The 26,717-nt window shown below is 41.5% G+C and carries 24 protein-coding genes; 9 read left to right on the forward strand and 15 right to left on the reverse strand.

Annotated elements, in window-relative coordinates; all coding sequences use genetic code 11:
* Positions 1-3: 3 nt before the first annotated feature.
* The 5 genes from FZF08_RS29275 to FZF08_RS29295 form a co-directional block, all read right to left on the reverse strand.
* Positions 4-1,056, reverse strand: a complete 1,053-nt coding sequence (locus FZF08_RS29275) for a phosphotransferase (RefSeq protein WP_159477630.1) — start codon at positions 1,054-1,056, stop codon at positions 4-6.
* Positions 1,053-1,571 carry a hypothetical protein gene (locus tag FZF08_RS29280; RefSeq protein ID WP_159477633.1) on the reverse strand — a complete coding sequence of 173 codons (519 nt, stop codon included), beginning with the start codon at positions 1,569-1,571 and terminating at the stop codon, positions 1,053-1,055. Before FZF08_RS29280 ends, FZF08_RS29275 begins: the two co-directional genes overlap by 4 nt.
* Positions 1,572-1,742: 171 nt before the next feature.
* The gene (locus tag FZF08_RS29285) at positions 1,743-3,287 is read right to left on the reverse strand and encodes a hypothetical protein (RefSeq protein ID WP_159477636.1); all 1,545 of its coding nucleotides are present in this window, start codon (positions 3,285-3,287) and stop codon (positions 1,743-1,745) included.
* 7 nt (positions 3,288-3,294) lie between these two features.
* Positions 3,295-4,470, reverse strand: coding sequence for a hypothetical protein (locus FZF08_RS29290; protein WP_159477639.1), 1,176 nt, complete (start codon positions 4,468-4,470; stop codon positions 3,295-3,297).
* 171 nt (positions 4,471-4,641) lie between these two features.
* Positions 4,642-5,286 (reverse strand): hypothetical protein, encoded by a 645-nt coding sequence (locus FZF08_RS29295; protein ID WP_159477642.1) that lies wholly within the window; start codon positions 5,284-5,286, stop codon positions 4,642-4,644.
* Between the two features lie 1,518 nt (positions 5,287-6,804).
* Here FZF08_RS29295 and FZF08_RS29300 point away from each other — a divergent pair.
* Positions 6,805-7,473 carry a phage integrase SAM-like domain-containing protein gene (locus FZF08_RS29300; RefSeq protein WP_159477645.1) on the forward strand — a complete coding sequence of 223 codons (669 nt, stop codon included), beginning with the start codon at positions 6,805-6,807 and terminating at the stop codon, positions 7,471-7,473.
* 510 nt (positions 7,474-7,983) lie between these two features.
* Here the strand turns inward: FZF08_RS29300 and FZF08_RS29305 are convergent.
* Genes FZF08_RS29305 through FZF08_RS32430 form a run of 3 tightly spaced genes read right to left on the reverse strand, consistent with a single transcriptional unit; the run spans position 7,984 to position 8,862 of the window.
* Positions 7,984-8,319 carry a hypothetical protein gene (locus FZF08_RS29305; protein ID WP_229216748.1) on the reverse strand — a complete coding sequence of 112 codons (336 nt, stop codon included), beginning with the start codon at positions 8,317-8,319 and terminating at the stop codon, positions 7,984-7,986.
* A 51-nt stretch (positions 8,320-8,370) separates the two neighbouring features.
* On the reverse strand, positions 8,371-8,547 hold the full coding sequence (locus FZF08_RS29310; RefSeq protein WP_159477649.1) for a hypothetical protein: 177 nt from the start codon (positions 8,545-8,547) through the stop codon (positions 8,371-8,373).
* A gap of 21 nt (positions 8,548-8,568) precedes the next feature.
* Positions 8,569-8,862, reverse strand: a complete 294-nt coding sequence (locus FZF08_RS32430) for a KilA-N domain-containing protein (RefSeq protein WP_159477652.1) — start codon at positions 8,860-8,862, stop codon at positions 8,569-8,571.
* 343 nt (positions 8,863-9,205) lie between these two features.
* Between FZF08_RS32430 and FZF08_RS29320 the strand changes: the two genes are divergently transcribed.
* The 3 genes from FZF08_RS29320 (at position 9,206) to FZF08_RS29330 (ending at position 10,876) form a co-directional block, all read left to right on the forward strand.
* Complete coding sequence (locus tag FZF08_RS29320) at positions 9,206-9,409, forward strand: hypothetical protein (protein ID WP_159477655.1); 204 nt, start codon at positions 9,206-9,208, stop codon at positions 9,407-9,409.
* A 157-nt stretch (positions 9,410-9,566) separates the two neighbouring features.
* Complete coding sequence (gene istA, locus FZF08_RS29325; protein WP_229216749.1) at positions 9,567-10,586, forward strand: IS21 family transposase; 1,020 nt, start codon at positions 9,567-9,569, stop codon at positions 10,584-10,586.
* Entirely contained in the window at positions 10,577-10,876 is a 300-nt protein-coding gene (locus FZF08_RS29330; RefSeq protein ID WP_159477660.1) for a hypothetical protein, read from the forward strand. The genes istA and FZF08_RS29330 overlap by 10 nt, the downstream gene beginning before the upstream one ends.
* Before the next feature lie 1,199 nt (positions 10,877-12,075).
* Here the strand turns inward: FZF08_RS29330 and FZF08_RS29335 are convergent.
* From FZF08_RS29335 to FZF08_RS29365, 7 genes are all read right to left on the reverse strand, one after another.
* A complete protein-coding gene (locus FZF08_RS29335) occupies positions 12,076-12,732 on the reverse strand; it encodes a hypothetical protein (protein ID WP_159477663.1) in 657 nt (218 codons plus the stop codon).
* Between the two features lie 105 nt (positions 12,733-12,837).
* A complete protein-coding gene (locus FZF08_RS29340; RefSeq protein ID WP_159477667.1) occupies positions 12,838-13,005 on the reverse strand; it encodes a hypothetical protein in 168 nt (55 codons plus the stop codon).
* Between the two features lie 153 nt (positions 13,006-13,158).
* A complete protein-coding gene (locus FZF08_RS29345; RefSeq protein WP_159477670.1) occupies positions 13,159-13,536 on the reverse strand; it encodes a hypothetical protein in 378 nt (125 codons plus the stop codon).
* Between the two features lie 51 nt (positions 13,537-13,587).
* Positions 13,588-14,655 (reverse strand): DUF932 domain-containing protein, encoded by a 1,068-nt coding sequence (locus FZF08_RS29350; protein ID WP_159477673.1) that lies wholly within the window; start codon positions 14,653-14,655, stop codon positions 13,588-13,590.
* A gap of 42 nt (positions 14,656-14,697) precedes the next feature.
* The gene (locus FZF08_RS29355) at positions 14,698-15,126 is read right to left on the reverse strand and encodes a single-stranded DNA-binding protein (RefSeq protein WP_159477676.1); all 429 of its coding nucleotides are present in this window, start codon (positions 15,124-15,126) and stop codon (positions 14,698-14,700) included.
* Between the two features lie 770 nt (positions 15,127-15,896).
* On the reverse strand, positions 15,897-17,423 hold the full coding sequence (locus FZF08_RS29360) for a lipid A-modifier LpxR family protein (protein WP_159477679.1): 1,527 nt from the start codon (positions 17,421-17,423) through the stop codon (positions 15,897-15,899).
* Complete coding sequence (locus FZF08_RS29365) at positions 17,420-17,749, reverse strand: hypothetical protein (RefSeq protein WP_159477682.1); 330 nt, start codon at positions 17,747-17,749, stop codon at positions 17,420-17,422. The genes FZF08_RS29360 and FZF08_RS29365 overlap by 4 nt, the downstream gene beginning before the upstream one ends.
* Before the next feature lie 1,285 nt (positions 17,750-19,034).
* Here FZF08_RS29365 and FZF08_RS29370 point away from each other — a divergent pair.
* From FZF08_RS29370 to FZF08_RS29390, 5 genes are all read left to right on the forward strand, one after another.
* Positions 19,035-19,565 (forward strand): hypothetical protein, encoded by a 531-nt coding sequence (locus FZF08_RS29370; RefSeq protein ID WP_159477685.1) that lies wholly within the window; start codon positions 19,035-19,037, stop codon positions 19,563-19,565.
* A 103-nt stretch (positions 19,566-19,668) separates the two neighbouring features.
* Positions 19,669-19,992 carry a DUF4134 domain-containing protein gene (locus FZF08_RS29375; protein ID WP_159477688.1) on the forward strand — a complete coding sequence of 108 codons (324 nt, stop codon included), beginning with the start codon at positions 19,669-19,671 and terminating at the stop codon, positions 19,990-19,992.
* Positions 19,993-20,278: 286 nt separating this feature from the next.
* Positions 20,279-20,821 carry a hypothetical protein gene (locus tag FZF08_RS29380; protein ID WP_159477691.1) on the forward strand — a complete coding sequence of 181 codons (543 nt, stop codon included), beginning with the start codon at positions 20,279-20,281 and terminating at the stop codon, positions 20,819-20,821.
* A gap of 50 nt (positions 20,822-20,871) precedes the next feature.
* On the forward strand, positions 20,872-26,361 hold the full coding sequence (locus tag FZF08_RS29385) for a helicase-related protein (RefSeq protein WP_159477694.1): 5,490 nt from the start codon (positions 20,872-20,874) through the stop codon (positions 26,359-26,361).
* A gap of 5 nt (positions 26,362-26,366) precedes the next feature.
* Positions 26,367-26,696 carry a DUF4133 domain-containing protein gene (locus FZF08_RS29390; protein WP_159477697.1) on the forward strand — a complete coding sequence of 110 codons (330 nt, stop codon included), beginning with the start codon at positions 26,367-26,369 and terminating at the stop codon, positions 26,694-26,696.
* Positions 26,697-26,717 lie beyond the last annotated feature (21 nt).

Below are 26,717 nucleotides of genomic sequence, written 5' to 3' on the forward strand. Positions count from 1 at the left end.
TGTTTAATTAAAAATTTCTTGACGACACAGATCGGTTTTAGAGATCAGGGTTAATCCGCATTGTAAGTTAAAGTAAGTCGGCTCGGTCAAAAATAATTGTAAGAAATAAATTCCTGCCCAGCGAAGAACCATTAGCTGCTGCTCCTTTGAAATACCATATCCCGCACACAGAGCGTTAATTCGCGCATAGACAATGGAAGTCGGCGTTCCTGCCTGTGGGGGAAAAAGTTGAGCAAAACTGCTTCGAGTAAGCATATCAGCAATAAAAACAGCCAGATCCCAAAACCAAGCTCCATAGTTAACATACTCAAAATCAAATGCCTTAACCGTTCCTATGGCTTGTCGGAAATTTCGCTCGCAGGCATCTCCGTGAATTAATCCTTTGGTTTGCAAAACCCATTCTCTTCGCCAGCTAAGCACTTTCTTTGATTCGGTTGTAAGATAGGAAACCAACTGATTTGAATAGGGATTATTTGCAGCTGACAATTCTTGTAGCTCGGAATGGCTCATTTTTATTACTAGAGGCTCAAAATGGCCAAAATCGTCGATCCATGGCCTGAATTTACCTTCGGATGCACTGGCATTACGTTTCGATAACTCAAAAAATATCTCTTTGATCTTTTTAGCTTCACACGCATCGTGAAAAGTCCTCAGTGCCGACCCGGCTTTTTCATAAACGTCCGTATACCCAGCGGACAATGGTTTAAATAGCGGGAGATATTTAGTTAAAATTATTCCATTGTAGTCGTCATAAGAAATTAATTCGGGCACTAGAACAGCCAATTCATTTGACAATTCTGTGATGGCAAACTTGTAAAACTGCGCTTCACTTCTTAAATCTTTGAGATTACTTTTTGAAAACGATCTGGATTGTTTAAAAAAATAGTCATGAACACCGCCGGCATCTTTACAAACGAAGCATTTGTTGCGGGAGGTTTCCTCTCTGAAAAATTCCAGGTTATTAACATCCTTCCACGCAACATCTTTATATGGCTTATTGAAGTTAACGCTGTCAACTAAATAGTTAACCAACTTATAAGTAGAAAGCGCGATCATTTCTTAATATTTCTAGTATGGGAATTGGTCAGAACGAAATTATCACCATCATTGTCATTGATAAAACCCGTAAGATGGCTTTTGACATCACGTAGATTTGTATTTGGTACAATATCGCTTTTCAACCACCTCTCAATCGCCGGATAATCATTCTTAACCGAGATAAAGAGAGCTTGCGGAAAAAAGAATACTTCAAATTCATAAGCCAATATATCTCCCGCGGCATCCTTTTCAATTTTACCTGTGCGCTGCATGTAAAAAATGTTATTACTTAAATCATAGCGGAAATAGATATTTCGCTGGGTACTAGGCACTGATGGATTCGGTGGAACAACCTTATCCACCATCAAGACGCAGTAAGTAACCGGTTCCCAGTCCTCTCGCCCTTCAACCCTCTTAAACAGTTTGGTCATTTTTTCCTTACAAAAATAAAAATAGCCGGTAGCGGACTGTAGATCATCGGTAATACCGTGTCTGAACTTAGCGATGTCTTGTGGAGTAAGATTTTGTGACATAAGAGTTGGTTGGTTAAAATAAGTATATAATAATACAAAACAGATTGTTTCTTCAGGTCTGTTAAAATGAAGTAAAAAGACTATTCTTACTTAACGGTGAATTTTTTTGTGGTTATTGCCGCTAATAAATAATTGGTGGGTAAAGATGTAGAAGTCCTGAATTCACGTTGTTTAAAAATATCCAATCTTTGGTTTACTGATCCTGATCCACAAGTATTTAGGCTTATTCTTGGGTTTTTGTCCGATGTCAAAAGGTTTCCATGAACCACCATCGTTAATCACACCTTCTAAAACCTCCCAGACGTCGCCTTCATCGGTAACCCCATCTTTTATGGCAACCTTGATGCCTCCCAGTAACCATTCATTGTCATTTAGTACTGGAACAGTATCTCTTAAAAAAACAGGGGACTTGATTTTTAGTACCTTATTCGATATTTCGTTTTGTACATTAGAATCGTAAAAAATCCAATGATCATTTCTACTGCTTGTCGACGTTATGGCCGATGCTCTTTCTCCAAGTTGTTCAAAGGTCTGCTTGTAAGCCTTCTGGCCGTTATCCATGTTTGCGTTGACCCGCCTCTTTTGCATTCCATTGATCAGATTATCACTCTTCAGATTTTCAGCGGCACTTTGTCCTTTAACCATCATAGAATTTTGCAGGCTGCTATCTTCTACGAAATAGACACCCCCTTTCTCTTTTAAGTATAAATCAGGCACAAAACTGTCATTAGGTTCGTATGACCTAACTAAGGATTTATAAAGCGGATTTCTGGTTATGAAAATGGATAAAAATTTGTTTGTATCAGCTATTCCACTTCGCAACCGAAGAAATGAAGTGTCCATTTTACTGTAACTAATACGCTTAAATTCATACTCAGCGCCGTCGACAAAATCCTCACTTAAGGGATACTTTGTGAATTTCAGCCTTAATACATCTGCGGAAATGGAGTCTTTTCCGCTCAGGTTCCCTACGGTGAAACACTTGATTTGCTTGCGAAGATTGAGCTCACGGAGCAAGCTCTTTTTCCTTTTTGGGAGATCCACGTAGGATGTAACTTGGTTGAATAAATTGACAGAAGGGCTGGCATATTTTAAGAAGTGAAAAACATTAACACTGTCATTGGTCTTACTGAAGTCGTCATAATGGTCATCTTCGATTGCTGCCAAATAACGAAGTGATGCCAAATGCTGAGCAGTGGTTTTACATTTCTCGGTGTTATAATGCATACCCTTTAAAGGGTCGCTCGCGGTGGCACAAATATTTGTTACGTAATCCGGGTAAATATTGACCCGGATCTCTCCCGTTCTTGGTTCATAGAATAGCTTACAAGTCATGAAGAAACCATCCTTATCATTTTTATATTCGTCAATACCACGATATTTTTTATTGTAATACATTTCTAAATATCGCTCACCCATAAACACACGTCCAATGTAAGTGTTAGATGAGGTATCCAGTTTCATTTGATCAAACCTCATGATCCACATGGTGAACTCGTTGTGTGCGGATATCGATTTACGAATGAACTTATTAGGAGAAGGAACATAACCGAAATTCATAATTCGTTCATAAATCCCTCCCTCCATCATTTGGTTAGCGAGTTTTTCCAGTTTGTTTGTGATGGAAGGCGGTACTTTTAATTTTTGAGCATTTGAGTCGAAAGAATTCCAAACTAAAAGTGTCAAAATCAGAAGCAATCTTAATTTTTTTAACATGTCAGTTTCATTTTACCAGATTAGTTGAGACACCTGCACCGCCAATAAATATGCTACCCTTATACGCAGGATAAAACCGGTGAAGACGCTCCCGCATCTTCTTCTCTGTTTGCAAAGAATCTACCCGGCTTCCGCTGACCGCAACTCTGGGATTTACTTTGTTGATTTTCGTCCAGCTATGAATATAGTTCTGAACACCCATCTGATTGATTCCCCCCTGAAACCCTGCATAAACCTCCAGGGATGCATTGGAAAAAGAGCTTTTATTAGCGCCAAAAGCTTGTGGCGAAAGCTCAACTGCCAAAAAAGTCCGGCCTGTGTTGAACAGCTTTTGACCAGGCTCCTGTGCGACATATCTTGGGTGCCTGGTCTTTTTCAGGTATCCGTTTTTTTCCGGATTGCTCGGCCCGATAAAGTTATCCGGCTCTTGGGAATCGTTCGACTTATAAGGTTGATAAAGGTCAGGGTTGTCAAACAGGTCTCTTTGAAAATTACCGGTATAGATTTCAGAGTATAATTTAGCTTTGACATCCTTGAAACGAACCTGAAGATTACCCCCACCCGTGTAGAAGCGGTCATAGTTGTCAGCCAATCCCTGTAAGACACCATTATCGGTTCCAAAGAAGTCTTCATAGATATTTAGAATTACATCCCAGTCCGAACCGCCCGCACGGATACCAATATAAATCAGCTGTTGGGTACGGTTTCTAAAGGTTGTGATGTTCCTCCCTATTCCGCGAGGCATGACGACAAAGTTAGTGCCAAGCGTCAGAGATTGCCTGTAATCACTGTAAATTGAACTTGAAGTTCCGAAATAGAACGGGCTTATCTGCTGAAATAAGCCATTTCCTGCACCTAATGTGACCATTGGAGACAAAACTGCATTGATCTGATATGCAGTCAGATATCGGTTTCTGTTGCCGAGATTACTTGCAGATCCCAGCAAGTTCAATGAAATATTAAACGATGGCTGCGAACATTTGTAATGGATCCACGTTCCAAAAGAAGAGGTGACACCCCATCCTCCATTCATCAGCACATAAACCGAAAGTTTTCCATTTACATGCGCTTTACCCGCTTTACTTGTGAACAAATCAGTTTGAGCGAGCACCGGTAAAGGAAAGCAAATCGCCAGAATATAGATCCGCAAGTAAGTATTAAATATATTGTAAATTTTTTCCATTATTTAGAACGATTTAAGCTTCCCAATCTGAACAACATTTACGATTAGCAATGATGTATCTTCAAAATACTAGGTCCTGAATTATAATTTTATTTTCTTGCTAAAGATTATAGTTCAATTCACCAGCAATAGAGATATGAAAAAGTGATTCTTTTTCAAGATTACGTTCATTTATTTTAATGGTTTAGAATTGTCGATATTAGCAGTCCCCTTTCCAAATACATAAATAAATCTCAGGGAAAAGCCAACCACGGGTTTCGAAAAAAAGAATCGGTTATCACTTTCGTCGAGTGCATTCAATACCTGATCTTTACCTGATGGAATTGACTTGTTTTCAAAATCATTTCTCAAATAATCGCGTATTTGCCGGTCACTGGTAAGTTCAAATAAGCCTATAACGTGGAAATTGGGATCTATTCTCAAGCCTAGCCCAATCCCGCCGTCTATACTTTTATTTAGCCCCAAGCCCCCATTGGACAATTCAGCAATGTTTAAAACGGCTACATAGGAAAGCTTTCCAGGATACTTGTAAGGCTCGCCCACAGGTTTTCCATCTTTATCTACCTTTTGCCAGTTGTGATTTCTATTGTAAACCAGGGATGTCGATAGTTTCAAAGCAACTGGTGAATTTTTTTGAATCTGTAAGGCGTTCAAATCAGGTGACAGAGTGGAACTGTAAGTCTTAGCAAGGTTGAAAGAGGGGCCTATAGCAAAACCTAGTCGAATTGACTGGGAGTCAAAGGTAGGGGTTTCCTGAGCTTTCGAATATATGCCATAAAGAAAAAGTAAAAGCAGCAAAATAGATTTTTTTTTCATAATTGAGGTTCATTAAATAGTGAAAACCAAGCGCATTTAATTGTCCGCACGTGTAAAAGTGATGAAATTCACTTCTGTGCCTTTGAAGATTTAGATTTAATATTGTATGTACCTTGATTGCTAAAATTTAGTCGAAGACCAGTTTTACCAGAATCAATCATGGTTGAGGCAAAAAAATGACCTCCTAACCATATCTGAGGTTTTGAATGTAACGGGTAAAATTTTTCGTTAGAATGATACAATCGAAAATATTAACGGGCAGTCATTAATGTCGAAATTAGAATACAGTCTTCCTGCTTTCGAAACGGCGATGCCATAAGGAAATATTTAATCAATGAATCTCTGGATTTTATGATTATGTTCGTTTTTAAATTATTAAATCATAATTTTTGCTTTGTTTACAACGTGGGTGTACCAGCAGTTTTGGTAAGGGTTGGCTCATAGTTTACGCAGGATTGTTTAGTAAGTGGATTTAATCAAAGTGATTCAGAATCTGATCGTTGTAAATTTATTAAAGAGGTGTGTTGATTTCTATCTCATACCATTGCAACATAGTAAGTGGTAATTTTTAGTTCATAGAAACAAAATGTTTACCGGTTCTTGTTCTTTGTAAAGATACATATGCTGTTTCCAGTGCTCAATGGTGAAAACACCCTATCTTAACCGTAGTTTACCCATCCCTTTTGTGGAACGGACCAATGTTCGGTTTGTCCATCGTTGGTCCCCTGCGATTTCAATTAGCTGGAAAGCTTTTGTTGGCCAATGATATTGATCCAAGTGACTGCAGGACGATGAAAGCTGAAATATAGGAAAAGCTTGTGCGACTGGAAGCCAATTTAACAATGAGTATAAACAGACCTTTAAATCTTAAAGAGATCCTGGAAAAGATGGTGAACACACTTTCCAACATTGAGCTTGCCTGCAAGAGATCAGACACAAAAAGAAGCGTAAGATCATTGGGTCGATCTACCCCGAGAAGCTGACGTTCTCAGAAAGTGAATAACGAGCTACAATAATCAAGGAGGCGGCAACTCTAATCTTTCAGATAAATAGTGACTTTAAGTAAGAAACAAAGAAGCCTTTAGTGATTTCCCACAAAAGTCCCGCTTTGTAACCGGAGCCGGAGTGCCACTTACTAAATGCGAATAAGTTAAAGTAGTATCGGGAACTGTAATAAAAACCTCATTTTAATATGTTTGGATGGGTTTTTGACGCGGTGTATATTAAATACAATTAAAACAAGTATTGTATTTATTAAGCGATAATGTTAACGCTATCTTTGCGTGTATTAATCGAAGACTATATATGGCGATCAATAAACACGTACGATTTTATATTAGGAATAAGAAAGGTACAACTCCCCTGCTGATTTATTTGTCATTTTTTATTGATAAACCAAATAGGCTATTTTTCCCAACTGGAGTCAAAATAAATCCTAAGCATTAGGACAGCAAAATGGATCGGGTAAAGAATGTTGTCATGCCCGATTTGACGATTGACAACAAACATGTCCACGAAATGGCTCGATATGAAGCTGGAACAAAGGACAACGTTAATTTCTATTTTTCATGTCTTCGATCCGTCGTAGATAAGACAATTAGTGATATCCTAATTAGTAGAATCCCTGTTACAAAGGAATTGGTAGAAACGGCACTTAAAAACTACAACACCCCTGCAACCACTTCGGAAGAAATTACATTCTTCAAGTTTATTGATCAATTTATTTCCGATTTAGAAACGGGGAAACGGATGCTTGATGGAAACAAAATCGCGGATCCTAAAACTGTGCAGTGGTATAAAACTGCAAAAAATAGCCTGGCTGAATTTGAGGAGCACGAGAAGATCAAATTAACGTTCGATAGTTGGACCGAGGAGATGTGGAAAGCGTATGTTAAATTATTAACTTTTACCAAGAAGTTCAAAATGAATAATGTTGGTTTTTACCAGAAGCAACATAAGCTCTTTTTAAAAGCGGCGCGTAAAGCTACATTGTTCACTGGCGTTTGGAGTGATGATGTGAAAGTTTTGGCGGAAAACCCAGTTGACGTCTTTCTCAATAAAAAGGAACTTGAGCTAATTGAAAATCATGATCTTTCAGACAATCCTCGATTAGATCGAGTCAGGGACTTATTTCTAGTTGGATGCAACTGCGGATTTAGAATTTCAGACTGGAATCAGGTCAGATGAAAACATTAAAACAACATTGGCAGGAAATCAGTAGATCGAAATAATACCTCAAAGGAAAATGCAAAAAAACCGTCGGCGCCGCTAACGCCTTTGATTTCTGAAATTCTTAAAAAATACGATGGAGAGCTCCTAGAAATTAGTGAACAAAAATTTAACGAATACATAAAAGAGCTATGTGAGTTAGTTGAAATAAACGAGGAAGTTAACACAAAATACAACATAGGAGGCCGTGCGAAAATTGAAAGGGTAAAAAATTTTCTCAGGTTTCCAGTTACACAGCAAGGCGAATTTATGCCACAAATTTGCATCGTGATGGTGTAGATACCTATTTGATAATGAGAGCCACCGGTCATGAGACGAGAAAAAAATTTCTTAAATATTTAAAGCTTGACAATTCCAGCGCGGTAGATTTAATGGCGGAGCATAAAGCCAAAACCACAAAAGCAAAGGAAGTAACGCAACCATAATTACTAATGAACAATAAAGTCCCTGGGAGAACTGAAATGACCGTTACCATTTTTGCTGGTAACGGTCATTTCGACTAACATTAATATCTTCGTCATTTTGGCGAGTCTGAAAATCAACAGTTTGTATTCCCGTTGATGACTGACAAGGCAGACTATTAAGACGATTCGAGGAAAGTAAAATATCTGCCGCTGCTGCCTTTGGCGACATCTCTTCAATTTGTGCTTTTTGAAGTTCAATTTGCTCAGCTTGGTTAGCTGCCAGGCGAATTGCCTCAGAAAATGATTGTGAGATTGATTGGTGAGGAGTTTGTTTTAGTTTTTTTTCACACTCAATGAAATACATCCTCGCCAGCTTGCCTTGATCTGACCTTTGTATCATCGAAATTTCTTTCGCACAATCAAGGGTAATAATGTAATCAAGTTTTGTAACTTACTGAATTACAGTATCATAAATTTTGATGTAGCTTTTCTGGTTTGAAAGTTCTTTTACTTGCGCCAATTCTTTTTCTGCCTTTTCTCTGGCAAGCTCCGAATCGAGTACCAACTGAATAATTTCTAATCTGGTTAATTCTTTTGGAGTAAGATCAACTTTGCCGGTCCGAAGCAATTCAGAAATCTTTTCATCGCACTATAACTCAAAAACGGTAGAGATATATCGAGCTGCATTAAGAATTAGCTTTTCATGAATCCAAGTCCCACCTCCATTTTCAGCACTAACCATCCTGATAATAATTAGCTGAAATTTAGATGTACCCCATTTTAGGTAGCATGCATTAATGTACCTATTAGTTGAATCTGAATTTTTCCATGTATCAAGTCTGGGGTTATTAGCCTTAAACATAGCGGTGACTTTTGCCATAACTTGCCCGTTAATCACTTCAAATTGGATCGGACTGTTTTCGTATTCGAAAATTTGAATCATAACTCTGCTTATTTAATTCAATAATTCACTTAAATCTTTCAGGGCTTTCTTTTCTCGAATTTCAGTCGCCCACAACTCCTTGAGAATCTCTGCTGCAGCTTCTAAAAATTGGACTCGGATGTTCCACGGTCTTTACATCAAAAGGTAGTATTCCTTTATACCCAAAGTTTCCAGTAATGTGATTGGGATAATTCAATTACCCGGAAAAAGTCGCAAAACCTTATTAAACGGTAGGTGTCAATTGTTCTTCATATTATATTTTTGGCTATATCCTCTTCAAAATTTACATTAAGCCATTCAATGCTAGCCTATTGTTGGTTGAACGCTAAACATCACTCGCAATATGAAAACATTACTTAAAGAAGAATTTATAAAATTCTGGTTTGGACTAATTTCAACAGCCGCAGGTGTTTTGGTTGCATTAGTCATTAATTCAGGCGTAGAGCGCCGCAATGATCATGAATCATATCAATCAATGATCAAAGCAATAAATATTGAAGCTGCTCAAAATGAAATTATTCTTGAACAAAGCTTTTGTGATCGGTAAATAAGAATGCACCATAATTGGTAACAAGAATGCACCAGATAGAAAGCTTTGGGAGCATGCCCCCAAAGCTTTCTACACCTAAATTGCCGGCTTACCAACCCTGGCATTTATGAATGTGTATTTAGCCAAATTTATGACTTATTTCGAAATCCACCGAATGCACCGTGAAGGTCTGTCCGTCCGGCACATCAGCAGTTACCTGGTATTGAACCGGCGCACGGTTATCAAGTATCTAAACATGAGCGAACAGGAGTATGAGTCTTTTTTGATCCAGCAAGCGGATCGTAAAAAGATCCTGCTTCCGTATGAAGACTTCGTCAGAGAGCGTCTGGAAAAGTTCCAGGACACTTCTGCTGCCCAAATGCATGATTGGCTCAAAGAGCACTTCGGTGATCTACCAGCAGTCTCACAAAAAACAGTATTTAATTTTGTCTGCTGGGTCAGGGAAAAGCACCAGATTCCGGTAACCAGTACCGAGCGCGAGTATCAAATGGTCGACGAGCTTCCGTATGGAAAGCAGGCCCAGGTGGACTTTGGTGAGTACAATATGCGAAGCCCATCTGGCACCAGGGCGAAGGTATTCTTCTTCACGATGATCCTGTCTCGATCCAGGTTCAAATATGTCTGGTTTACAGACCGCTACTTTACATCAGAACTGGCGATCATAGCTCATGAGAAGGCTTTTGAGTATATAGAAGGTGTTCCTGACGAGATCGTTTATGATCAGGATAAAGTATTTATAGTCAGCGAAAACGGTGGCGATATCATTCTTACAGCCGCATTCCGCGCCTACACCAGGGAACAGTCTTTCTCTCTTCATTTTTGTAGAAAATCCGATCCGGAAAGTAAGGGAAAGGTGGAAAATCTGGTCAAGTATATCAAACAAAATTTCCTTTACAATCGGACCTACCACAACATTGAGACTCTGAATAGCGAAGCCATGAGCTGGCTTGGACGGACCGCTAATTCACTGCCACATGCTGTGACGCGAAAAATGCCTTATGTCGAACACATCATCGAGCGTAGCTTCCTGCAAACCTACCGGGCAAATACTTTCAAGCCAGTCGTTTTTTCCACTTACGCTGTCAGAAAAGATAATACAATCTCTTACAAGGGAAACTTCTATTCACTACCGATTGGCACCTTTAAGGTCAAACAAACACAGGTGTGTGTGTAAGAACGGAAGATTCCCGATTAATTATCAGTTCTACAGAGGGTAATCAGGAAATATGCAGCCACACAATCGCCGCCGGTAAAGGACAAACAGTGCTTAAAACTGACCATAACAGGGATAAAAGCATTGCCGTCCATGAAATGATCACACAGGTTGCAGCTTTATTCCCTGATCAGCAGAAAGCGTTGGAATGGCTCGAAATGGTTAAGTCAGAAAAGCCCCGATATGTCCGCGATCAACCAGCAATTCCTACTGGTGTAAACAGTGGCTCTCTCCCATCTTTTGAAACGTAAAATACATTTTCATTAAATTTGGTATCGCTAAAAAAACGCCCCACACCTGCTTCCAGATATCTTTCAAAACGTTAGATCCTGGCATTGGCTTACATTGCGTCCGGCGGTAAGGATTCAGCAAATTAGAATAGGTCAAAGCACCAGAGAAAGAAAAGGTCGGAAAATCGCTTCGCCTCCACCCTAACGCCTGCCTGGATAGGCGTATACAGTTTTTGAGCAAAGCTATTGCAACGAAGCACAAAAAACACGGGAAAGAGTTTGTACATATTTTTTCAAGAAGGACTTCATCTTGAATGGCAAATCCGCTAAAAAATTCTTATGGCATGTACTTTGCAGTTTAAATTACGGATACCGGCGCGTAATAACTTACATGTTGTTTTTTAATGTATCAGCGCTTTTCTTAACCTTGCTATCTTGAATGCTTTCTGAGATTTTTCCATTGTTTGTACAGTTAAAACTAGTCCGCGTTAGTATTTCCCACGAGTCAATACAAAATACACTATCTATAATGGAAAAATCACCTGTATTTTGACAGGTTTGGAAGCGACCATAAAATTTTCTGGCTTTACGGTGATCGGATGTCTACAAATCGTCTTTCAATACTTTTGAAAACACTGCCCCTGTTTTTCAACAAAAAACAATAAGCCTTATGGGTGCGGCCCTGATAAGACCGCTGCCCACAAGGCTTCTACCGATTAACCGCCCTGCTGCCGTTGCGGCAGGGCGCGATTTTCTGACTTACTTCGATTTCAATTGTTGTATAAGTTTAACTTGCTCTCTTAAAAATCACTATTGCTATGTATAGCCTGCTAGCATGATTCAAAAACAGACTTTAAGCGGGTCTTAAATCAGTAATGCAATACTAACAGATAAGGATTTCAAACAGCCTCGCCAACATTTACGATAATCTATATATTAATGGATGGCTTAATAAAATTACTACAAATAAGTTTATTATTTGTCGGCATCAGACCTGTCGCAGAGCTTTAAAAGTTCTGAATGCATGTGTGACCAATACATTTTCAGTTCTTCATCCCGCTTACCGCGTCCGGTATCTTTATGTCGGTATTGTTTAAACAAGGCTGCCTGTTGGATAGCTGTGGGAAGATCCGTGACCATTTATCCTCTGACCCTTTACATCTGTAATTTGAACGACAGTCATTTCTAATTTCGGAAAATGTTATTTGTTGATTATCGCCTCAGTCCGCTAATGGTTCCAAATGAAATGCAGGTTCTCCGTCTATGGTAAAAAGATATTCATTCGCGGTAATTGTTTCAGCTACGCTTTGCTCGGAGGTTACAAACTCATACTCAGCTTGCAGGCTCCGATATAAATAATCATTTAGGGTTTTGGATGTCTTTTGAAACCAGCTTTCCATATCTAAAAAAGATTTATCGATGTTGGAAAGATTTTTGGAAGAATCATAATTCCAATCCATACCGGCCTCAATACCAATGCCGTTGCTATGGGAATAGATCTTTGCTGAAATATCAATGCCTCCTTTTTTGATCAGTGAAAATAAAGATGGAGAAATATCCGGAGCTTGCATTTCCAGTTCTGATGCAGGCATCGACGATGTCCAGACACGGCTTCTAATACCTTCTATAAGCCCCACAATGTCAACATCAGCGCCGAAACAGCTGCCGTCGCCCTGGGCGTAAAAACCATTGAAGTGTAAACTCTTGGCCTCTACTCCAACCCCCAATAGAGCACAAAGTTTTTTGAAGTGTTCATAACTGTATTCATACCAAAAAGTATAATCCACATTGATGCCACTCAGCTTTTGGGTAACCTGTTTTTGTGTCGCCTGCGGTAGCTCTTCAAAGCTATAAAGTGTGATGGTTATCTTTTTCATGATTTCTGGTCTTTAATTAGCCGGTTGAAACTATATTATCAATTTCTCACCTTACTTTGCCACATTTTCATCCTTGGTTCTTTGTCTGAGATCAAGCACAGACTTTTATATATACTGCTTCGCCGTAGTCCCTCCGCGTCTTTGTTCACAGATCAGCTGCGCAGGCACGTTGATTTCATACCAGCTGAATGCGCGTATCTGCGGACTTCTGAAAATCATCGTTAGATAAATCTGATCCTGGTCATTGTCCGTGGCTATCCGCCAGCTTACCATATCGCGGTTGTTTTTTATTTCCTTAAGAGATGTAAGAATATCTTCCTTTGTTTGTGGCTCCTCAGCAAAAAGCGTGAAAGCAGCGCCGCTACTCGATACAATGTTATCAGAATACCTGATTCCGTTTGATGTATATTACATCTAATTTGCCCGTTATGGATTAAACAAAAAATCAACAGCTTTTACAAATTTGCTGTTTTCGTTCTGTCTTACAGCGGTATAGGTTACAATGCAATGCATGGTAAAACAGGCCAGATAACCATCAAAAAGCTGATCCGCAAACAGATTGCTGTTTTTGTGTAGTTTTGGCCCGTACTTTTCCGTAACGCCGTGTACATTTCCGGCAAGACTGAGCCAGAAATCAAAACTAAAAAGCCCGTTGTTCCATTTCGCACGGTTCAGGTCTTGGTTTTCGTTGACAGCTTCACACATGCCCTGCACGAAATCGAGCAGAGCGGGCATTTCACCCGGAAACAACTGGTGAAGCAACTTCCCTTTTTCCACGTTTTTTAATTGATTAAAAGCTTTCATTTTAAGGTAGGTTTGTAGCAGCCACCCCTAGGCGGCTGCCGTTTGTTTAATTTAATTCATGTTGAAAATATCAGCCCCATAGCGGGTAAAGTCTTCACAGAGATTAAAAGCAGTTTGTCCGCGCAGCTGCGCAGTTCCACCAAGCAGCGTAGATTTGACTTTGGCCTCTTCATCTTTGTAACTTCTTACATTTTGAAAGTAGCCGGTCACCGCATTATAGGCCCCAAAAACGGTGCCGGCGGTTGTTTGCATATTCTGGGTAGGACTGCTCAATGCATACTCATACACACTTTCAACCATGTTGGTATAATGGGAAGACAGTTCTTCCAGCCTGCTGTCTTTAAGCTTTCCTAGTACTTCCCGGTTGGGAGCCATGGCCATTTCAATTAGCTTTTTAAGCTCTCCGTCCGTAATGCGCACCTTTGCCCACGCGTTAAAAACCGGTTCAAGCTCGGCAGAAACCTGATTTGCAATACCCATTACTTTGTGCGCCTGCTGCAAGCGAAGTTTTGCATTGGCCGTATGGCGGATGCGCACCACATTGGAAAGATTGCGCATGGCTGCATTCAATGTGTTTTGACATACTACACGGATGGGTGTAAACGCTGCGGTAATGCTGCCAGAACCGTCGTGTGAATTTGTAAGAAAAAGGTACTTTTCAATCAGATCGTCATCTCCTACCCGTATGTAACCCGGGAGTTTGGCTGTGATAAAAATACGCTCACCATCTCCGAGTGCTCCCGCTGTTTCATACAGAATTTCGCCACAACCTGCGATGGAATCAAAGAAAGAAAAAGCGTCACGGTTCTGCACGATCTGGTAGTCTTTGCCGACCACCCCAAGAGGCGCACCGGTATCCATGCGCTTGGTTGCAAAAAATCCGTGAACGGGCGTTTCCCACTGGGTAATCAAATCACCGTCTGTCTCTATACGCACAGAATCTGTATAGATAAAAAGAGGTGCTTTCACTACTTCGTAGTCAAGGCCTGCCTGTTTGATTGCCTGCTCACTGGTCGGATGTTCGTCCAAAATCTGGCCTAATCCGTGCCATGCTTTTTCTTTGACAGAAAAGAAACTGTGTTTTCCTGTATTTTCGTCGAAATGAAGGTTATGTGCCATGATGTTTGAAAGTTTAGTGTTTGAGAAATAATTGATTAGAAATTAGAAAGGAAGATCGTCATCAGCATCCACTGAGCCCGCTGCAACTGCTACAGATGCGCTTGTAGCGTGACCGTTGGCCGCTGCGCCGCTTGGTGCATGCCCGCTTGCCGTGTGGCCCTTCGATTTGGTCGAATGCAGTTTTATACGGCTCACCTGAAAATTGATCACGCCAACCGGATCACCCGATTTATTGGTGTAGGCCTCAACGCCCAAACGACCATATAATTCAACCAAAACCCCTTTGACCAGCCTAGGCGCGATAGCCTCACTGATCCAGTAGGTACACCGTATGAATGTGGTGGCTTGCACCCCCTCTCCGTTTTTTGGTTTGTAATAGTCGTTAATGGCCACAGAGAAATTGACCACTTTTTTACCTGATTTGGTTTCAGATATCTGTGCATCCGAGACAATGCGCGCTACGATTTCCATAATTACAAGGATTTGTTAGTGAAAAAATAATTTTCGTTTTTTCTCTTTTCCTGCAATCTGTCTACTGAAAAACACAATTGTTTTTCCCACAAAGAAAAAACAAGAAAAAAAGAAAGCTCTGGTTAAGTGGCCCCTTCTCAGGCCAAAAGGAACGCGGAATAAGTCCGCTTGCGGTGGGGCCGTATTTAAGAAAACTAAAAAAATGAGTGCCCCATTATGCCGAACCTTTTGGCGATCCTAGGGAAAGCTGTATAATGGGGGCCACTACCTTAGCTGCACTTTTAGGCTTGTTTCTGTGGGGGAAACAATTTAACCTACGCTAGAATCCAAAAAATTTCAGGGTAATCATCGAAAGTAGGTTTCTAATCCTTGGATAATATAGTAGAGGTGGAGTGCAAATAATCAGGTTTAAAATACCAGCAAATCACCAAACCTCAAAGATGCTGATTTGTATGGTAGCAGACTATGCAGCCAGTATAATAATGTCCGGACAAGTCATGAAAATATTTTATTGTAAGTCATATGCACCTAATAAAACTTTTCAGACGCGACGCGATGCCAAACTTGATATAGAAAATGATTTGTAACTGTGCATCTTTCATAGGAGGATGTGATGTGATGCTTTCAACCAGTAACATCTTTCCGGTTGAATGCATCAACGGCTTGGACATTGTGCAGCGGTCAGAACTTTTAATATTTATGCAGGTTAAATCTAAATGAATTGATAGCTGGCGGAAACTCTGCCCGCCAGCTATCAAAAGCGAGCACGATTACATTAAAAAGTTAAAACCAAGCCTTCCAAAAGCATAGACCCTCTGCGTATTAAATAGCTGACTATCGATACCAGAAAGATTATTTCCAATTTGCTTACCGTAGAACTCCCGGGTGTTTATTGTGGCACTGAAAAATACCATGGTTTTTATCGACCTGAAGCCTACAAAGATATCGGTAAATATCATGTTGCGGTTTATAATACTTTTCCCCAACTTCCACTTGGATATTGATTCATCGGAGTTCCCGTCGTTATCAAATTCCCGTGTATTAAACCATCCAAACCCTTCCAGCATGGAATTATGAACGATATAACGATACTTTGCCTCAAAAGAAAAAATGAAATTATAGATCCTTCCCGGGCGATTCTTCACCATTTGTGTACCGCTTCTTTCCTTGAAAGTCAAGTTGCTGAAACCAACTCCTGCGCCAGCATAGGTAATTTGTTGTCCGATGCGCCCTTCAATCGAACTGTAAACATTAATCCAATCCTTCAAACCGCTCCTACCCTTGTAATCTTTTATGTTTTCAGTATTTTTAAATACATCGTTTTGTTTGGAAAGAAGCATAAATTCCATGGCCTGGCTCAGGTTGAGTGTCAAACGGCCTCCATTGGCTATTTGCTGATCCCATCCTATGGGCGTTGGAGAGTCTATGGTCAGGTCCCTGTGCAAAGCAGATTGAAATGATTCCCCGATCTTGCCCCCCAAAATACCAATTGAAAACTCGCCTCTAGTGCGGACCGTACCCATCTCATTAATCCTGTACTTAGCTCTGCCAATATAGGCAATGCCGGCAAACGGGCGATCGTTTAAATAACTATTATTTCTGTTTAGTTTTGTCAGACTGTCATAGGGGTTGCCATTCATTCTAAGCGCGGTTCCAATCGAGTCAAACCGCAAGTATGGTGTGTAAGCCTCTATTCCGTAAAAAACGCTCTGATAATTGATGTTGTCAATTTTTAGCCTCCTGATTTCCTTTGAGAAAAAATTGAGAACAGGAATTTTAGAAACAAATCTAAATGCCTTACCACTTAGAAAGGTATTGGCAAGCAGTCTTATTTTTATCAAATCCGTAGTCAGCTCGACCCTGAGTCCACCGGTGTAGTTCATATCCTTGTTAACTCCGGGGATGAAAACATCATTATCGTGGTAAACGTTTATTCCCTTCAATATCTGTCTGCTGGTTTCAGTAAAACGATATTCAGAAAATTCCTTTCGGGAAATAAAGTTTGACTGCTTGGCAATTAGATCCAAATTATTTTCAATACCCCTATCAAATGTTGATAGTCCTTCTTTGAAAAGAATGTACCGAGCAAGTTCTACATATAGTTCTTGCAGAGTCCCGTAGACGTGAATTTTTTGCAGGGAAGAATCCAGGGTAGCTGAGCCCTGCCCGTTGAGTGCACCCATGGTAACCAGGGTACGATAGGTGAACGAATCCCTTGGGATATAGAGGTTGTTTCTTTTCAGTCTTCCGGCCATAGCAGATCTTATTAATTCCAGTACCTGCAGGGAGTTGATCACACTATGTTTTTCCAATAGTTTCCCACATCATTGTCTGGGAGCGCTTCGTTTACTATTTCCGGGGTCACGTCCCTGTTCCACTTTCTTATTCTTTCTTTGGCGTTATTGATAAGTGTATCACTCTTGTTCGATTGTACATTTTGCAGCTTTTCTCCAATCACGGGAGTGGGCTGCTGCTTTCGCTGAGTCCTTTTACTTTGAATACTGTCAGTAAGTGTTTCTACTTTTTGCTGGGTAGGTGAGACTTGGGCCGAGACAGGATTAAAGAATAAATAGCCAACCAGCATTACAATCAGGTAGGCACAAACATAAAATGGTTGTTTCATAATTAAAAGAGAGGTGAATTTTTGAGAGGATTTATTATCTGACCAGAAAAGCAGCGTGTTTCTGGTATCATTCAGCTTTTTGATGAAAAAACATTACAGGTTACAAGGTTTAGGGGGGAAGAGGCTCCAAAGCCATAAAAGGTTTCTCATTCAAGAACGTAATACTATATAGGTGTTTTTCGTGAAGATATTTGTCTCGGCGAAAAGCAAGATCACATGGATGATCATCGGAAGCTATATTAACTTGGATAACACTTTCCAAATTAATTGAGTAAACATATTCATTTCTCTCAACGGTCCACCGCAACTTTATTTGGCACGCCCATTGATTAATCCTGCAAAGACGTCTGACCGATATCATACAAGACATGCAAAATTGCAGATATAAGGAAATATTTTTTGACCTGTCATAGCTGAAAAAATATTTAATATCGTGAAGTTCTCAGCCGAAAAAAGGACCAGAATAACTTATAAGCTACCCTCATCCAGCTAAAAGCTGACAATTTTGTGATTGTTAATAATAAAGTGGGTAGATCTCTTGAAAACAGCGCATAGCAACAAACAACGGTTTCTGCTGTTTGTAACGGAATCAAGGTAATCACTTTTTTAAGTAGTTACCTGGAAAAGCGTTGCAACTTATTTAACGGTCGCCTACTGATATCGCTTGATTATCAGAAAAAAACGAGGATAAGTATTCTTGAATATTAAATATTCAAATCCTAACCAACGCCTTTAATTGATCTCTGCAAAGTGCGTCCAATCCAGACAGTCTTACAACCTTCCACGGTATTGATTTAACTCTAATTTGACAGCTTTTGGCAGACGCCAAAGCCAAGCTTCTTACACTGCATATTATCCTAGGGCTAACCATATTCAGAAAACGTATATTATTATGCGTTTTAGATTCAAAAATCTTTGGATTTTATACCGTATAACTGCGAATTTAGGGAGTCTGGCGGGCTCTAAAAAATAATTATCTGCATGGCAAATCGCTATCGGAAAACATAAGTTACTTGTGCTTAATATTTTAAATCCATCTAACGGAGCATCTTCCATTATAAAGTTGCTCAGAAATAAATATTTGTAAATATTCCTGAATAGCTAATACACTGAAAATTAAAGCATTGAGAATAAGTACGCGAGGGGCGCAGCGGGGCGACAACTTTTGCTGCGCTTTTCCCAAGTAAATCGGTGAACTTACTTTGTATCGATAAATTTAACAGAAGCGGTGGGTTTCGAATCTTTAAACTTGAAGCATTCCGCCTCACATTAAAATCAATATCTTATGTTTACTTCCAACCCATGGGGTGATTATTTCACGATGCTTGCCCCGCTGATCGCAGGTTATTACCTATTTATCGGCATAAGATTTTATGGCCGCGATTTAAAAGCAAAGATCGCTGGACGGCGAAATAATTCCGGAAAGCCCCAAAGTCAACAGCGAAGCATGGACATACCGGATCCACCAGCTTTTACGACACAGACTGCGGATCAACAGGAGTATGAGTATACGAAGCTAGCTAAAACTGACGATGAATCGGAAAAAGAGCCAGCATCGTGGCAGAATGAAGAACTCTTCGATCAGGTGGAGCGGCTTGCCGGGCATCTGAAAGAGGCCATCGAAGAGGCGCATGAGAAAGAATATGGCAAACAAGATTTTATCCTGCTGCTACAAATGACATTAAAAGAATACCCCGCTCTACGGGGAGCACCTTTCCAGACTGCGATCAACAATCTGATCGAAACGGAATGTGCTAAATATGGCTCTATCCACCTGCGTGAAGAAGATAAAGTGTTAATATGGAAGCAGTTGTGAGATAGAGTGCAACTTCCGGGCGAAAAGCTTCCCGCCTTATTTGACGGGAAGCCTGCCTGGAAACAAATGAGCAAATTATGTTCAACTTTTAAATAGTGTGTGTATGAGAGCGAGGCGATTGATTTTAAAAGGCAAACATCGTTTGCTATTAACATTGGCCGCGGCGACGGCGACCCTGGTAGCACGGGCGCAGGACGGGGCGGCGGGCATCGAAGAAGCAGATTCAAAAGTTCGGGAATATTTTGAACCGGGAACGAATCTGATGTATGCAATCGGCGCAGTACTAGGCCTGGTCGGAGCCATTAAGGTTTTCCAAAAGTGGAATGCAGGCGACCAGGATACAGGTAAAGTAGCCGCCGCTTGGTTTGGCAGCTGTATATTCCTGGTTGTGGTGGCGACGGTACTTCAATCCTTCTTTGGAATATAGTTCTGCATGTCCAGTAATGAAATTCCATTTTAACATGAGGGCCAGGCCATCGGATATATATCCCAAAGCTTTCGTTTGAAAGCAATCAGCAGCACATCACCTTATTTATCTGCCCCTGAAGCATCAGGCCAAGCTTTAAAGGTCACTGTTATTTGATTTCAAAAAAGCACGCGACGGGTCTTTGAGCGCCGCAAAGTTACAAATGGAGCAGCCGGTAAGGAGGCGCCAAGTCTCCTGCCGGTTTTAATAAACCTAAAACATTATTAGTACCAAACCTATCATAACAATGAGCGGACCAATCAATAAACTAGGTTATCAGCCCCTGGCTCCCATCCTACCGGTAATGGAGCCTACAAAATTTAGTTCTTTTCAGGATTTAAAAAATAGTGTCATGCAGCAGCGATTAAAACAAAAACTTTGGGCTCATATCATTGTAAGCAATCCAGGGCTCATCATCCAGCTTGAGAGGAGTGATCAACTAAGCAATTACCTGGAAAGTAAAATCGAATCCGTGCTGCCGCTACTCGATCAGCTCACCAGCGAAGGCAAAGCTGACTACATCATCGAAGAACGGTGTATTCATGCGCTTGTAGCAGAGATGAGACCCTACCGCTTCAATTATCTGTGGAATGTGCTTGAAGAGGAATTCAATCCATTTTTTAAGAGTTGGGAGCAGGACGGCATACTGACCTACGAGCTCATCAACCTGCAGCAGTACTGCAAAGACACCTTTGACGCGCTGGGCTTTACTATGGATGATGCCTATGAGGATCAGATTTATAACGCGATCACGGGCATGATAGACGAATACATTCGGCAGCAATACTGAGCACCAAGCCAAACGGATTAACCATCAAAAACCATTAAACACCTAAAGAAATGGCTTACAATGCACTTCATAAACTTGAAGCCAACACCGAGGCAATCCGGATCGCCCTGGAATGGGACGGCAAAAGCCCGATCAGCCCGTCTGAGCGGATCAGCCTGGAAAAGTATTCGGGCTTCGGAGGTATCAAGGCCATTCTTTATGGAGACGGCAGTGAGAAAAGTTGGCTTGAACAAGGTGCCACCCAGGCAGATATAAAATTACATGCACCGATGCAAAAGTTTTATGATCTGCTAAAAAAGCATCTTGATCAAAAGCACTACAAAGAAGTCAGCCAGTCTTTGAGAAGCAGCATATTGACAGCATTCTACACCCCTGAGGTGGTTCCTTCTACACTTTTTACAGCACTAAAACAGCGCGGTATAAGCCCTATAAATATGTACGAGCCAAGCGCCGGAGCAGGTATCTTTATCAACCAGGCGCTGAAAACCTTTTCAGGAATTACTAAAATTACTGCCGTTGAAAAAGATTTACTGACAGGGAGGGTATTGCAGGCGCTGACAAGCCAACCTGAAATACCTGTCAAGGTCCATATCAAGGGATTTGAACAGGCGCCCACGGATGATAACGGAAAGTATGATCTGGTCGTCAGCAACATTCCTTTTGGAAATTTTGCCGTCTATGATCCAGACTTTACCAACAAGGAGCTTAGCGGCAAGATCCACAATTACTTTTTTGCCAAAGGTCTTGATAAATTATTGGATGGCGGGCTATTGGCCTACATTACAACGGACTCATTTTTGAACAGTCCGTCGAATTCAGAGGCCAGATATTACCTGTTTGACCGCACCGATTTTATTAGCCTTTCGGTGATGCCCGATAACTTGATGCACCAAACCGGAGGAACCCAGGCACCAAGCCATCTTTTGATCGTCCAGAAAAATTCTTCGAAAACCATTCTTTCAGAAGATGAAAAATTGCTAACCCAGACGGTATCCGAGTCGAATTCCTACGGTACGTATCATATAAACCGTTATGTAAAACACCACCCGGAAATTCTGGTTGGCAACCAGATTAAAGAAGGCACAGATCAGTACGGAAAAGCGCATCAAGTGGTATGGCAAAACGGTGATATCGGCGAGATCGAGCGGAAGCTGACCCAACTGATAACCGGCGATCTCGCGGCACGTTACAAATATTCGATTTTAAAAAAAGCTCCGGAAATAAAACCCGTGCCGCCGACTGGCAGGGCTTTAACTTTTCTGCCGGTTCCGGAAACTAACACCACAGCGCAACCGGTGCAAATGGGCTTGTTTGATACGCTACCTGTTCAAAGCAGCAGCAAAGGTCCAGCCTACCTCACACAGATTGACATTAAACTCGTTGACCGAAATACGGCCAGGATCATCGCTGTCGTCAAAACCAAAGAGCGGCCTGAGCACGAAAGCATTGTGCTTCTGACTGCCAAAGCGGCAGGCAAACCTTTTTACAATTACAAATTGTATTCGAATGTTGCCGAAATCAATACGCCGCAGCGCTGGATGAACGGGGCGGCTTTGAACCTGGCTTTAAAACAGCTGGCCAGCGAGCTGAAAAAGTATGATCATCATTACCTTTATGATGGTGATAAAACACTGCAAACCACTTTCAATCTGACGCATGATGCAGTCAGCACCATTAAACTGGCAAAATCCTTTTATAAGGAAGGCACATTAGTATTTGACGGTGAGCGTGCAGGGAAGCTGGGCAAGGTAAACGAAAATCTGGGAGAAGCGGACTTTGAACCAATTCAGTATTTGTTAAAAAACAGGGACATCTACAAGGGCTATATCGGAATACGTGATGTGTATTTGGAGCTGATCGAAAAGGAAGCGAAACTCCAAGAGCCCCAGCACAAGATTCGTGAAAGTCTGAACAATCAATATGAGGATTTCGTATTGGCACACGGTCAGCTGAACAGCCCCTCAAACCGTAAGCTGATTTTGGAAGATGGCCTTGGTTTAACCATACTATCTTCGGTGGAGCTGCGGCAAGATCAGCAGTTTGTAAAGGCCGATATACTGACTAGCAGCCAGTTTAAAATACCGGAGGCGTTCCGCACGGATGATGTGATCGAGGCTCTGGCAAGATGTCTGAATGACAAGGGGAAAGTGGATATGCCCTTTATCGCGCTTGCGACGGGTCTGGATAGCGCACAGGCCATCAAACGTCTGGAAGGCTATATTTTTTTGAATCCAGCAACCTTTGGCTGGGAAACGCGGGATCAATATTTGAGTGGTAATGTCGTTGAGAAGCTTCGGATTGCACAGGCCAATACCGAAGCGCATCCCACGGATGCACAGCTTCAAAAGAGCCTGGAAGCAATAAGTAAAATACAGCCCGAGAAGATCCCTTTTGAGCTGCTTGATTTCAATTTGGGTGAGCGCTGGATACCGCTCAATTTCTATGACCGGTTTGCCAGTAATCTTTTTGAGAAGCAAACCAAGATCAGCTATTTTGATTCACTGGATGCCTTCAAGGTAGAAAGCAAAGGGTTCAGTCTGAAAACCCAGCGTGAATATGCCGTCTCACCAAAAAGTGGCCGCACCATGTATGGGGAAACCATTCTGGAACATGCGCTGGAAAACACTGCTCCTTTCTTTACCTATGAGGTAGAAAGAATAGATGGCAGCAAGGCCCGCATTCCGGATAATGAAGCGATACAGCTGGCCAATCAGAAAATCGAAAGTATCAGGTTAGCATTTCAAAACTGGCTTAAAGAGCTTCCATTAGATGATAAAAAGCATCTTGAAAAGCTTTACAATGATACTTTTAATTGTTTTGTACTACGCGAGTATGACGGAAGTCACCTGAGATTTCCGCGTCTTGACAAGAAGGCACTGGGCATTGATGATCTGTATAGTTCGCAGAAAAACGCCGCATGGCGAATCATTCAGAATCGGGGCGCTTTGATCGATCATGAGGTTGGCCTTGGTAAAACGCTGACGATGATCATAGCCGCCCATGAAATGAAACGCCTCGGCATTGCCAGCAAACCCATGATTCTGGCATTGAAAGCAAACGTAAATCAGATCACGGAAACCTACCGCAAAGCCTACCCCTCAGCGCGGGTGCTCGCCCCAGGTGAAAACGATTTTAGCCCCGAGAAACGGCAGCGGCTGTTTCATGAGATCAAAAACAATGACTGGGACTGCGTTGTACTGACCCATGACCAGTTTGGCAAGATCCCACAGTCGCCTGAGCTTCAGCGCGAGATTTTCCAGACTGAGCTTGATCATGTAGAAAAAGATTTGAAAACCGTCACGAATCTGGGCGGTGACATCTCCAAAAGTATGCTCAAAGGTCTTGAAATCAGAAAGAAAAATCTGGCCGTGCGGCTATTGGAACTCGAAAGAAACATTGAAGAAAAAAAGGATACCGGAATTGATTTTAAATCGATGGGTGTCGACCACCTCTTTGTGGACGAGTCTCATAAATTCAAGAACCTGACTTTTACCACACGTCACAACCGGGTCGCTGGACTTGGTAACATGGAAGGAAGCCAAAAAGCGCTTAATATGCTTTTTGCGGTACGGACTTTACAGGAAAAGTTTGACGCGGATCAATGTGTCACGTTTTTATCTGGCACACCCATCTCAAACAGTCTTACAGAAATGTATCTGCTTTTCAAATACCTAAGACCAAAAGAAATGCAGCGTCAAAAGATTGAGAATTTCGACGGCTGGGCAGCAGTGTTTACCCGTAAAACCGTTGATTTCGAATTTTCGGTCACCAATGAAATCATCGCCAAGGAGCGTTTCCGTCATTTTATCAAAGTACCCGAGCTTGCCCTTTTTTACAATGAGATTACCGATTACAAAACGGCTAAACACATCAAGCTGGACAAGCCTGAACTCGATGAAAAGCTGGTGAACATCAAACCCACGCCGGATCAGGAGGTTTTCATTAAAAACCTGATGCATTTCGCAGCAACGGGCGACGGCTCACGGATCGGACGTGGCAGACTTTCTCCACAGGAAGATAAAGGAAGGATGCTGATCGCGACCAATTACGCAAAGAAAATGGCGGCTATGCGGCTGGTCGATGCGCATCAATACAGTGACCACCCCGGAAATAAGGTCAATCATTGTGCGGCGAAGGTGGCAGAAATTTACCATCAAAGCAGCGCGCACCGGGGTACCCAGATTGTCTTTTCGGATATTGGCACTCCCCAGCCTGACGGATTTAATATTTACGACGCCTTAAAACAAAAACTGACCAAAGACTATCATATCCCTGTGCATCAGATCAGCTACATCCATGACTGGACGGATAAAAGCAAGCCAGAACTATTTAAACGAATGAATAGTGGCGATATCAGGATCCTGATCGGCAGTACCGAAAAGGCAGGAACAGGTTTGAATGTACAAAAACGAATCGTTGCGATGCATCATATGGATATACCCTGGCGGCCCTCAGATCTTGAGCAACGCAATGGCCGAGGAGCCCGGCAGGGCAACATGATCGCAAAAGAGTTCTGCGAAAACAAGGTTCAGAATTTCATATATGCCGTTGAGCAGAGTCTGGACAATTACAAGTTTAACCTTTTGAAAAACAAGCAGACTTTTATTTCCCAGATGAAAAATTCATCGCTTAATGTACGCACGATTGACGAGGGTGCTGGGGATGAAAAAAGCGGGATGAACTTTTCTGAGTACATCGCGCTGCTCTCTGGAGACACATCGCTTCTGGAAAAATCAAAACTGGAAAAGAAAGTTGCAGTACTGGAAAGTCTGAAATCAGCCCATTACAAAGAGTCTACCCGAAGTGGGTTTCAACTGGAAAGGCTAATTAAAGAGAAGAGCGAAACCCTAGATACACTAAAAATACTGAAAGCAGATGAAGCGGTCTACAAGGGAAATCTGAAATTCGAAAAGGACGGCACAAAAGCTAACCCGATTGAATTAATTGGACTTAAAGAAAAAACATCCCAGGCAAGCGGTACTCATATTCTGTCACTGTATCAGAACTGGAAGCCACCAAATACTAGTCAGGATGCACAGCGAATTGGTAAGCTTTACGGATTTGATTTGTTTATCCGCAGCAACCAGCAGTACTGGGAAGATGAAAGAGGGAAAATTCACTTTGAAAATTATAACACGCTGTTTGCCAAGCGCGATAGCAGCGAGATAAAGTACATATTCAACAAAGGCCATCCAAGTACCGAAAACCCAAAACTAACTGCGCGCTACTTTCTAAATGCCATCGAACGCGTCACCGGTGTCCGTGAGCAGACAGAAAAGCAGCTGGCGGAACTGGACAAAACAATTCCGGCACTTGAAAAGCTTTCAAAAAAACCTTTTGAAAAAGAGCAGGAGCTTGCAGACCTAAAAAATCAGCTCTCAAATCTGGAAAGAGAGATCGCTATCAGGATCCAGCAGAAAAAGCTTGAAGGCACAATCCCACAGGAAAACAACGATAAGGAAATTACAGAGACGAATGTGGTGCCGCTAAATCAGCAGCACGAAATCGATTCACCCCAACGAAAGGGACTTAAAATGTAGCAGCCATGGCCAACAGCACCTATCAGATCAATAAAGGAATCAACAAAAGCATTGTGTTTAAGGGCCTGCGCGCGCAGTACATATGGTACATGGGAGCCGGCATGTTCGCGCTCTTAATCATCTATGCAGTCATGTACATGCTCAAAGTCAACACCTATATCTGTCTGGGCATAACACTCTGTCTGGGTACTGCGATGATCATGGGCATCTACCACTTAAGCGCCACCTATGGAGAGCATGGACTGACCAAAGCCCTGGCTAAACGAAGTGTTCCCATGGTCTTAAAATCCATATCAAGAAAGGCATTCAAGTCTGGCAGAAAGACTGACACCTAGTGACCAATAGCCTTAAACAGA

It is taken from the genome of Dyadobacter sp. 3J3 (assembly GCF_009801115.1).
Lineage (GTDB): Bacteria > Bacteroidota > Bacteroidia > Cytophagales > Spirosomataceae > Dyadobacter.

Excerpts from the sequence above, each read along its gene's own strand:
- FZF08_RS29300 (WP_159477645.1), top strand. The coding sequence starts at position 6,805 with ATGGCTCGATATGAAGCTGGAACAAAGGACAACGTTAATTTCTATTTT.
- FZF08_RS29390 (WP_159477697.1), top strand. The coding sequence starts at position 26,367 with ATGGCCAACAGCACCTATCAGATCAATAAAGGAATCAACAAAAGCATT.
- FZF08_RS29355 (WP_159477676.1), bottom strand. The coding sequence starts at position 15,126 with ATGGAAATCGTAGCGCGCATTGTCTCGGATGCACAGATATCTGAAACC.
- FZF08_RS29305 (WP_229216748.1), bottom strand. The coding sequence starts at position 8,319 with ATGATACAAAGGTCAGATCAAGGCAAGCTGGCGAGGATGTATTTCATT.
- FZF08_RS29380 (WP_159477691.1), top strand. The coding sequence starts at position 20,279 with ATGAGCGGACCAATCAATAAACTAGGTTATCAGCCCCTGGCTCCCATC.
- FZF08_RS29280 (WP_159477633.1), bottom strand. The coding sequence starts at position 1,571 with ATGTCACAAAATCTTACTCCACAAGACATCGCTAAGTTCAGACACGGT.
- FZF08_RS29295 (WP_159477642.1), bottom strand. The coding sequence starts at position 5,286 with ATGAAAAAAAAATCTATTTTGCTGCTTTTACTTTTTCTTTATGGCATA.
- FZF08_RS29320 (WP_159477655.1), top strand. The coding sequence starts at position 9,206 with ATGAAAACATTACTTAAAGAAGAATTTATAAAATTCTGGTTTGGACTA.
- FZF08_RS29345 (WP_159477670.1), bottom strand. The coding sequence starts at position 13,536 with ATGAAAGCTTTTAATCAATTAAAAAACGTGGAAAAAGGGAAGTTGCTT.
- FZF08_RS29375 (WP_159477688.1), top strand. The coding sequence starts at position 19,669 with ATGAGAGCGAGGCGATTGATTTTAAAAGGCAAACATCGTTTGCTATTA.
- FZF08_RS29370 (WP_159477685.1), top strand. The coding sequence starts at position 19,035 with ATGTTTACTTCCAACCCATGGGGTGATTATTTCACGATGCTTGCCCCG.
- FZF08_RS29385 (WP_159477694.1), top strand. The coding sequence starts at position 20,872 with ATGGCTTACAATGCACTTCATAAACTTGAAGCCAACACCGAGGCAATC.
- FZF08_RS29350 (WP_159477673.1), bottom strand. The coding sequence starts at position 14,655 with ATGGCACATAACCTTCATTTCGACGAAAATACAGGAAAACACAGTTTC.
- istA (WP_229216749.1), top strand. The coding sequence starts at position 9,567 with ATGCACCGTGAAGGTCTGTCCGTCCGGCACATCAGCAGTTACCTGGTA.
- FZF08_RS32430 (WP_159477652.1), bottom strand. The coding sequence starts at position 8,862 with ATGATTCAAATTTTCGAATACGAAAACAGTCCGATCCAATTTGAAGTG.
- FZF08_RS29285 (WP_159477636.1), bottom strand. The coding sequence starts at position 3,287 with ATGTTAAAAAAATTAAGATTGCTTCTGATTTTGACACTTTTAGTTTGG.
- FZF08_RS29335 (WP_159477663.1), bottom strand. The coding sequence starts at position 12,732 with ATGAAAAAGATAACCATCACACTTTATAGCTTTGAAGAGCTACCGCAG.
- FZF08_RS29365 (WP_159477682.1), bottom strand. The coding sequence starts at position 17,749 with ATGAAACAACCATTTTATGTTTGTGCCTACCTGATTGTAATGCTGGTT.
- FZF08_RS29290 (WP_159477639.1), bottom strand. The coding sequence starts at position 4,470 with ATGGAAAAAATTTACAATATATTTAATACTTACTTGCGGATCTATATT.
- FZF08_RS29275 (WP_159477630.1), bottom strand. The coding sequence starts at position 1,056 with ATGATCGCGCTTTCTACTTATAAGTTGGTTAACTATTTAGTTGACAGC.
- FZF08_RS29340 (WP_159477667.1), bottom strand. The coding sequence starts at position 13,005 with ATGGTAAGCTGGCGGATAGCCACGGACAATGACCAGGATCAGATTTAT.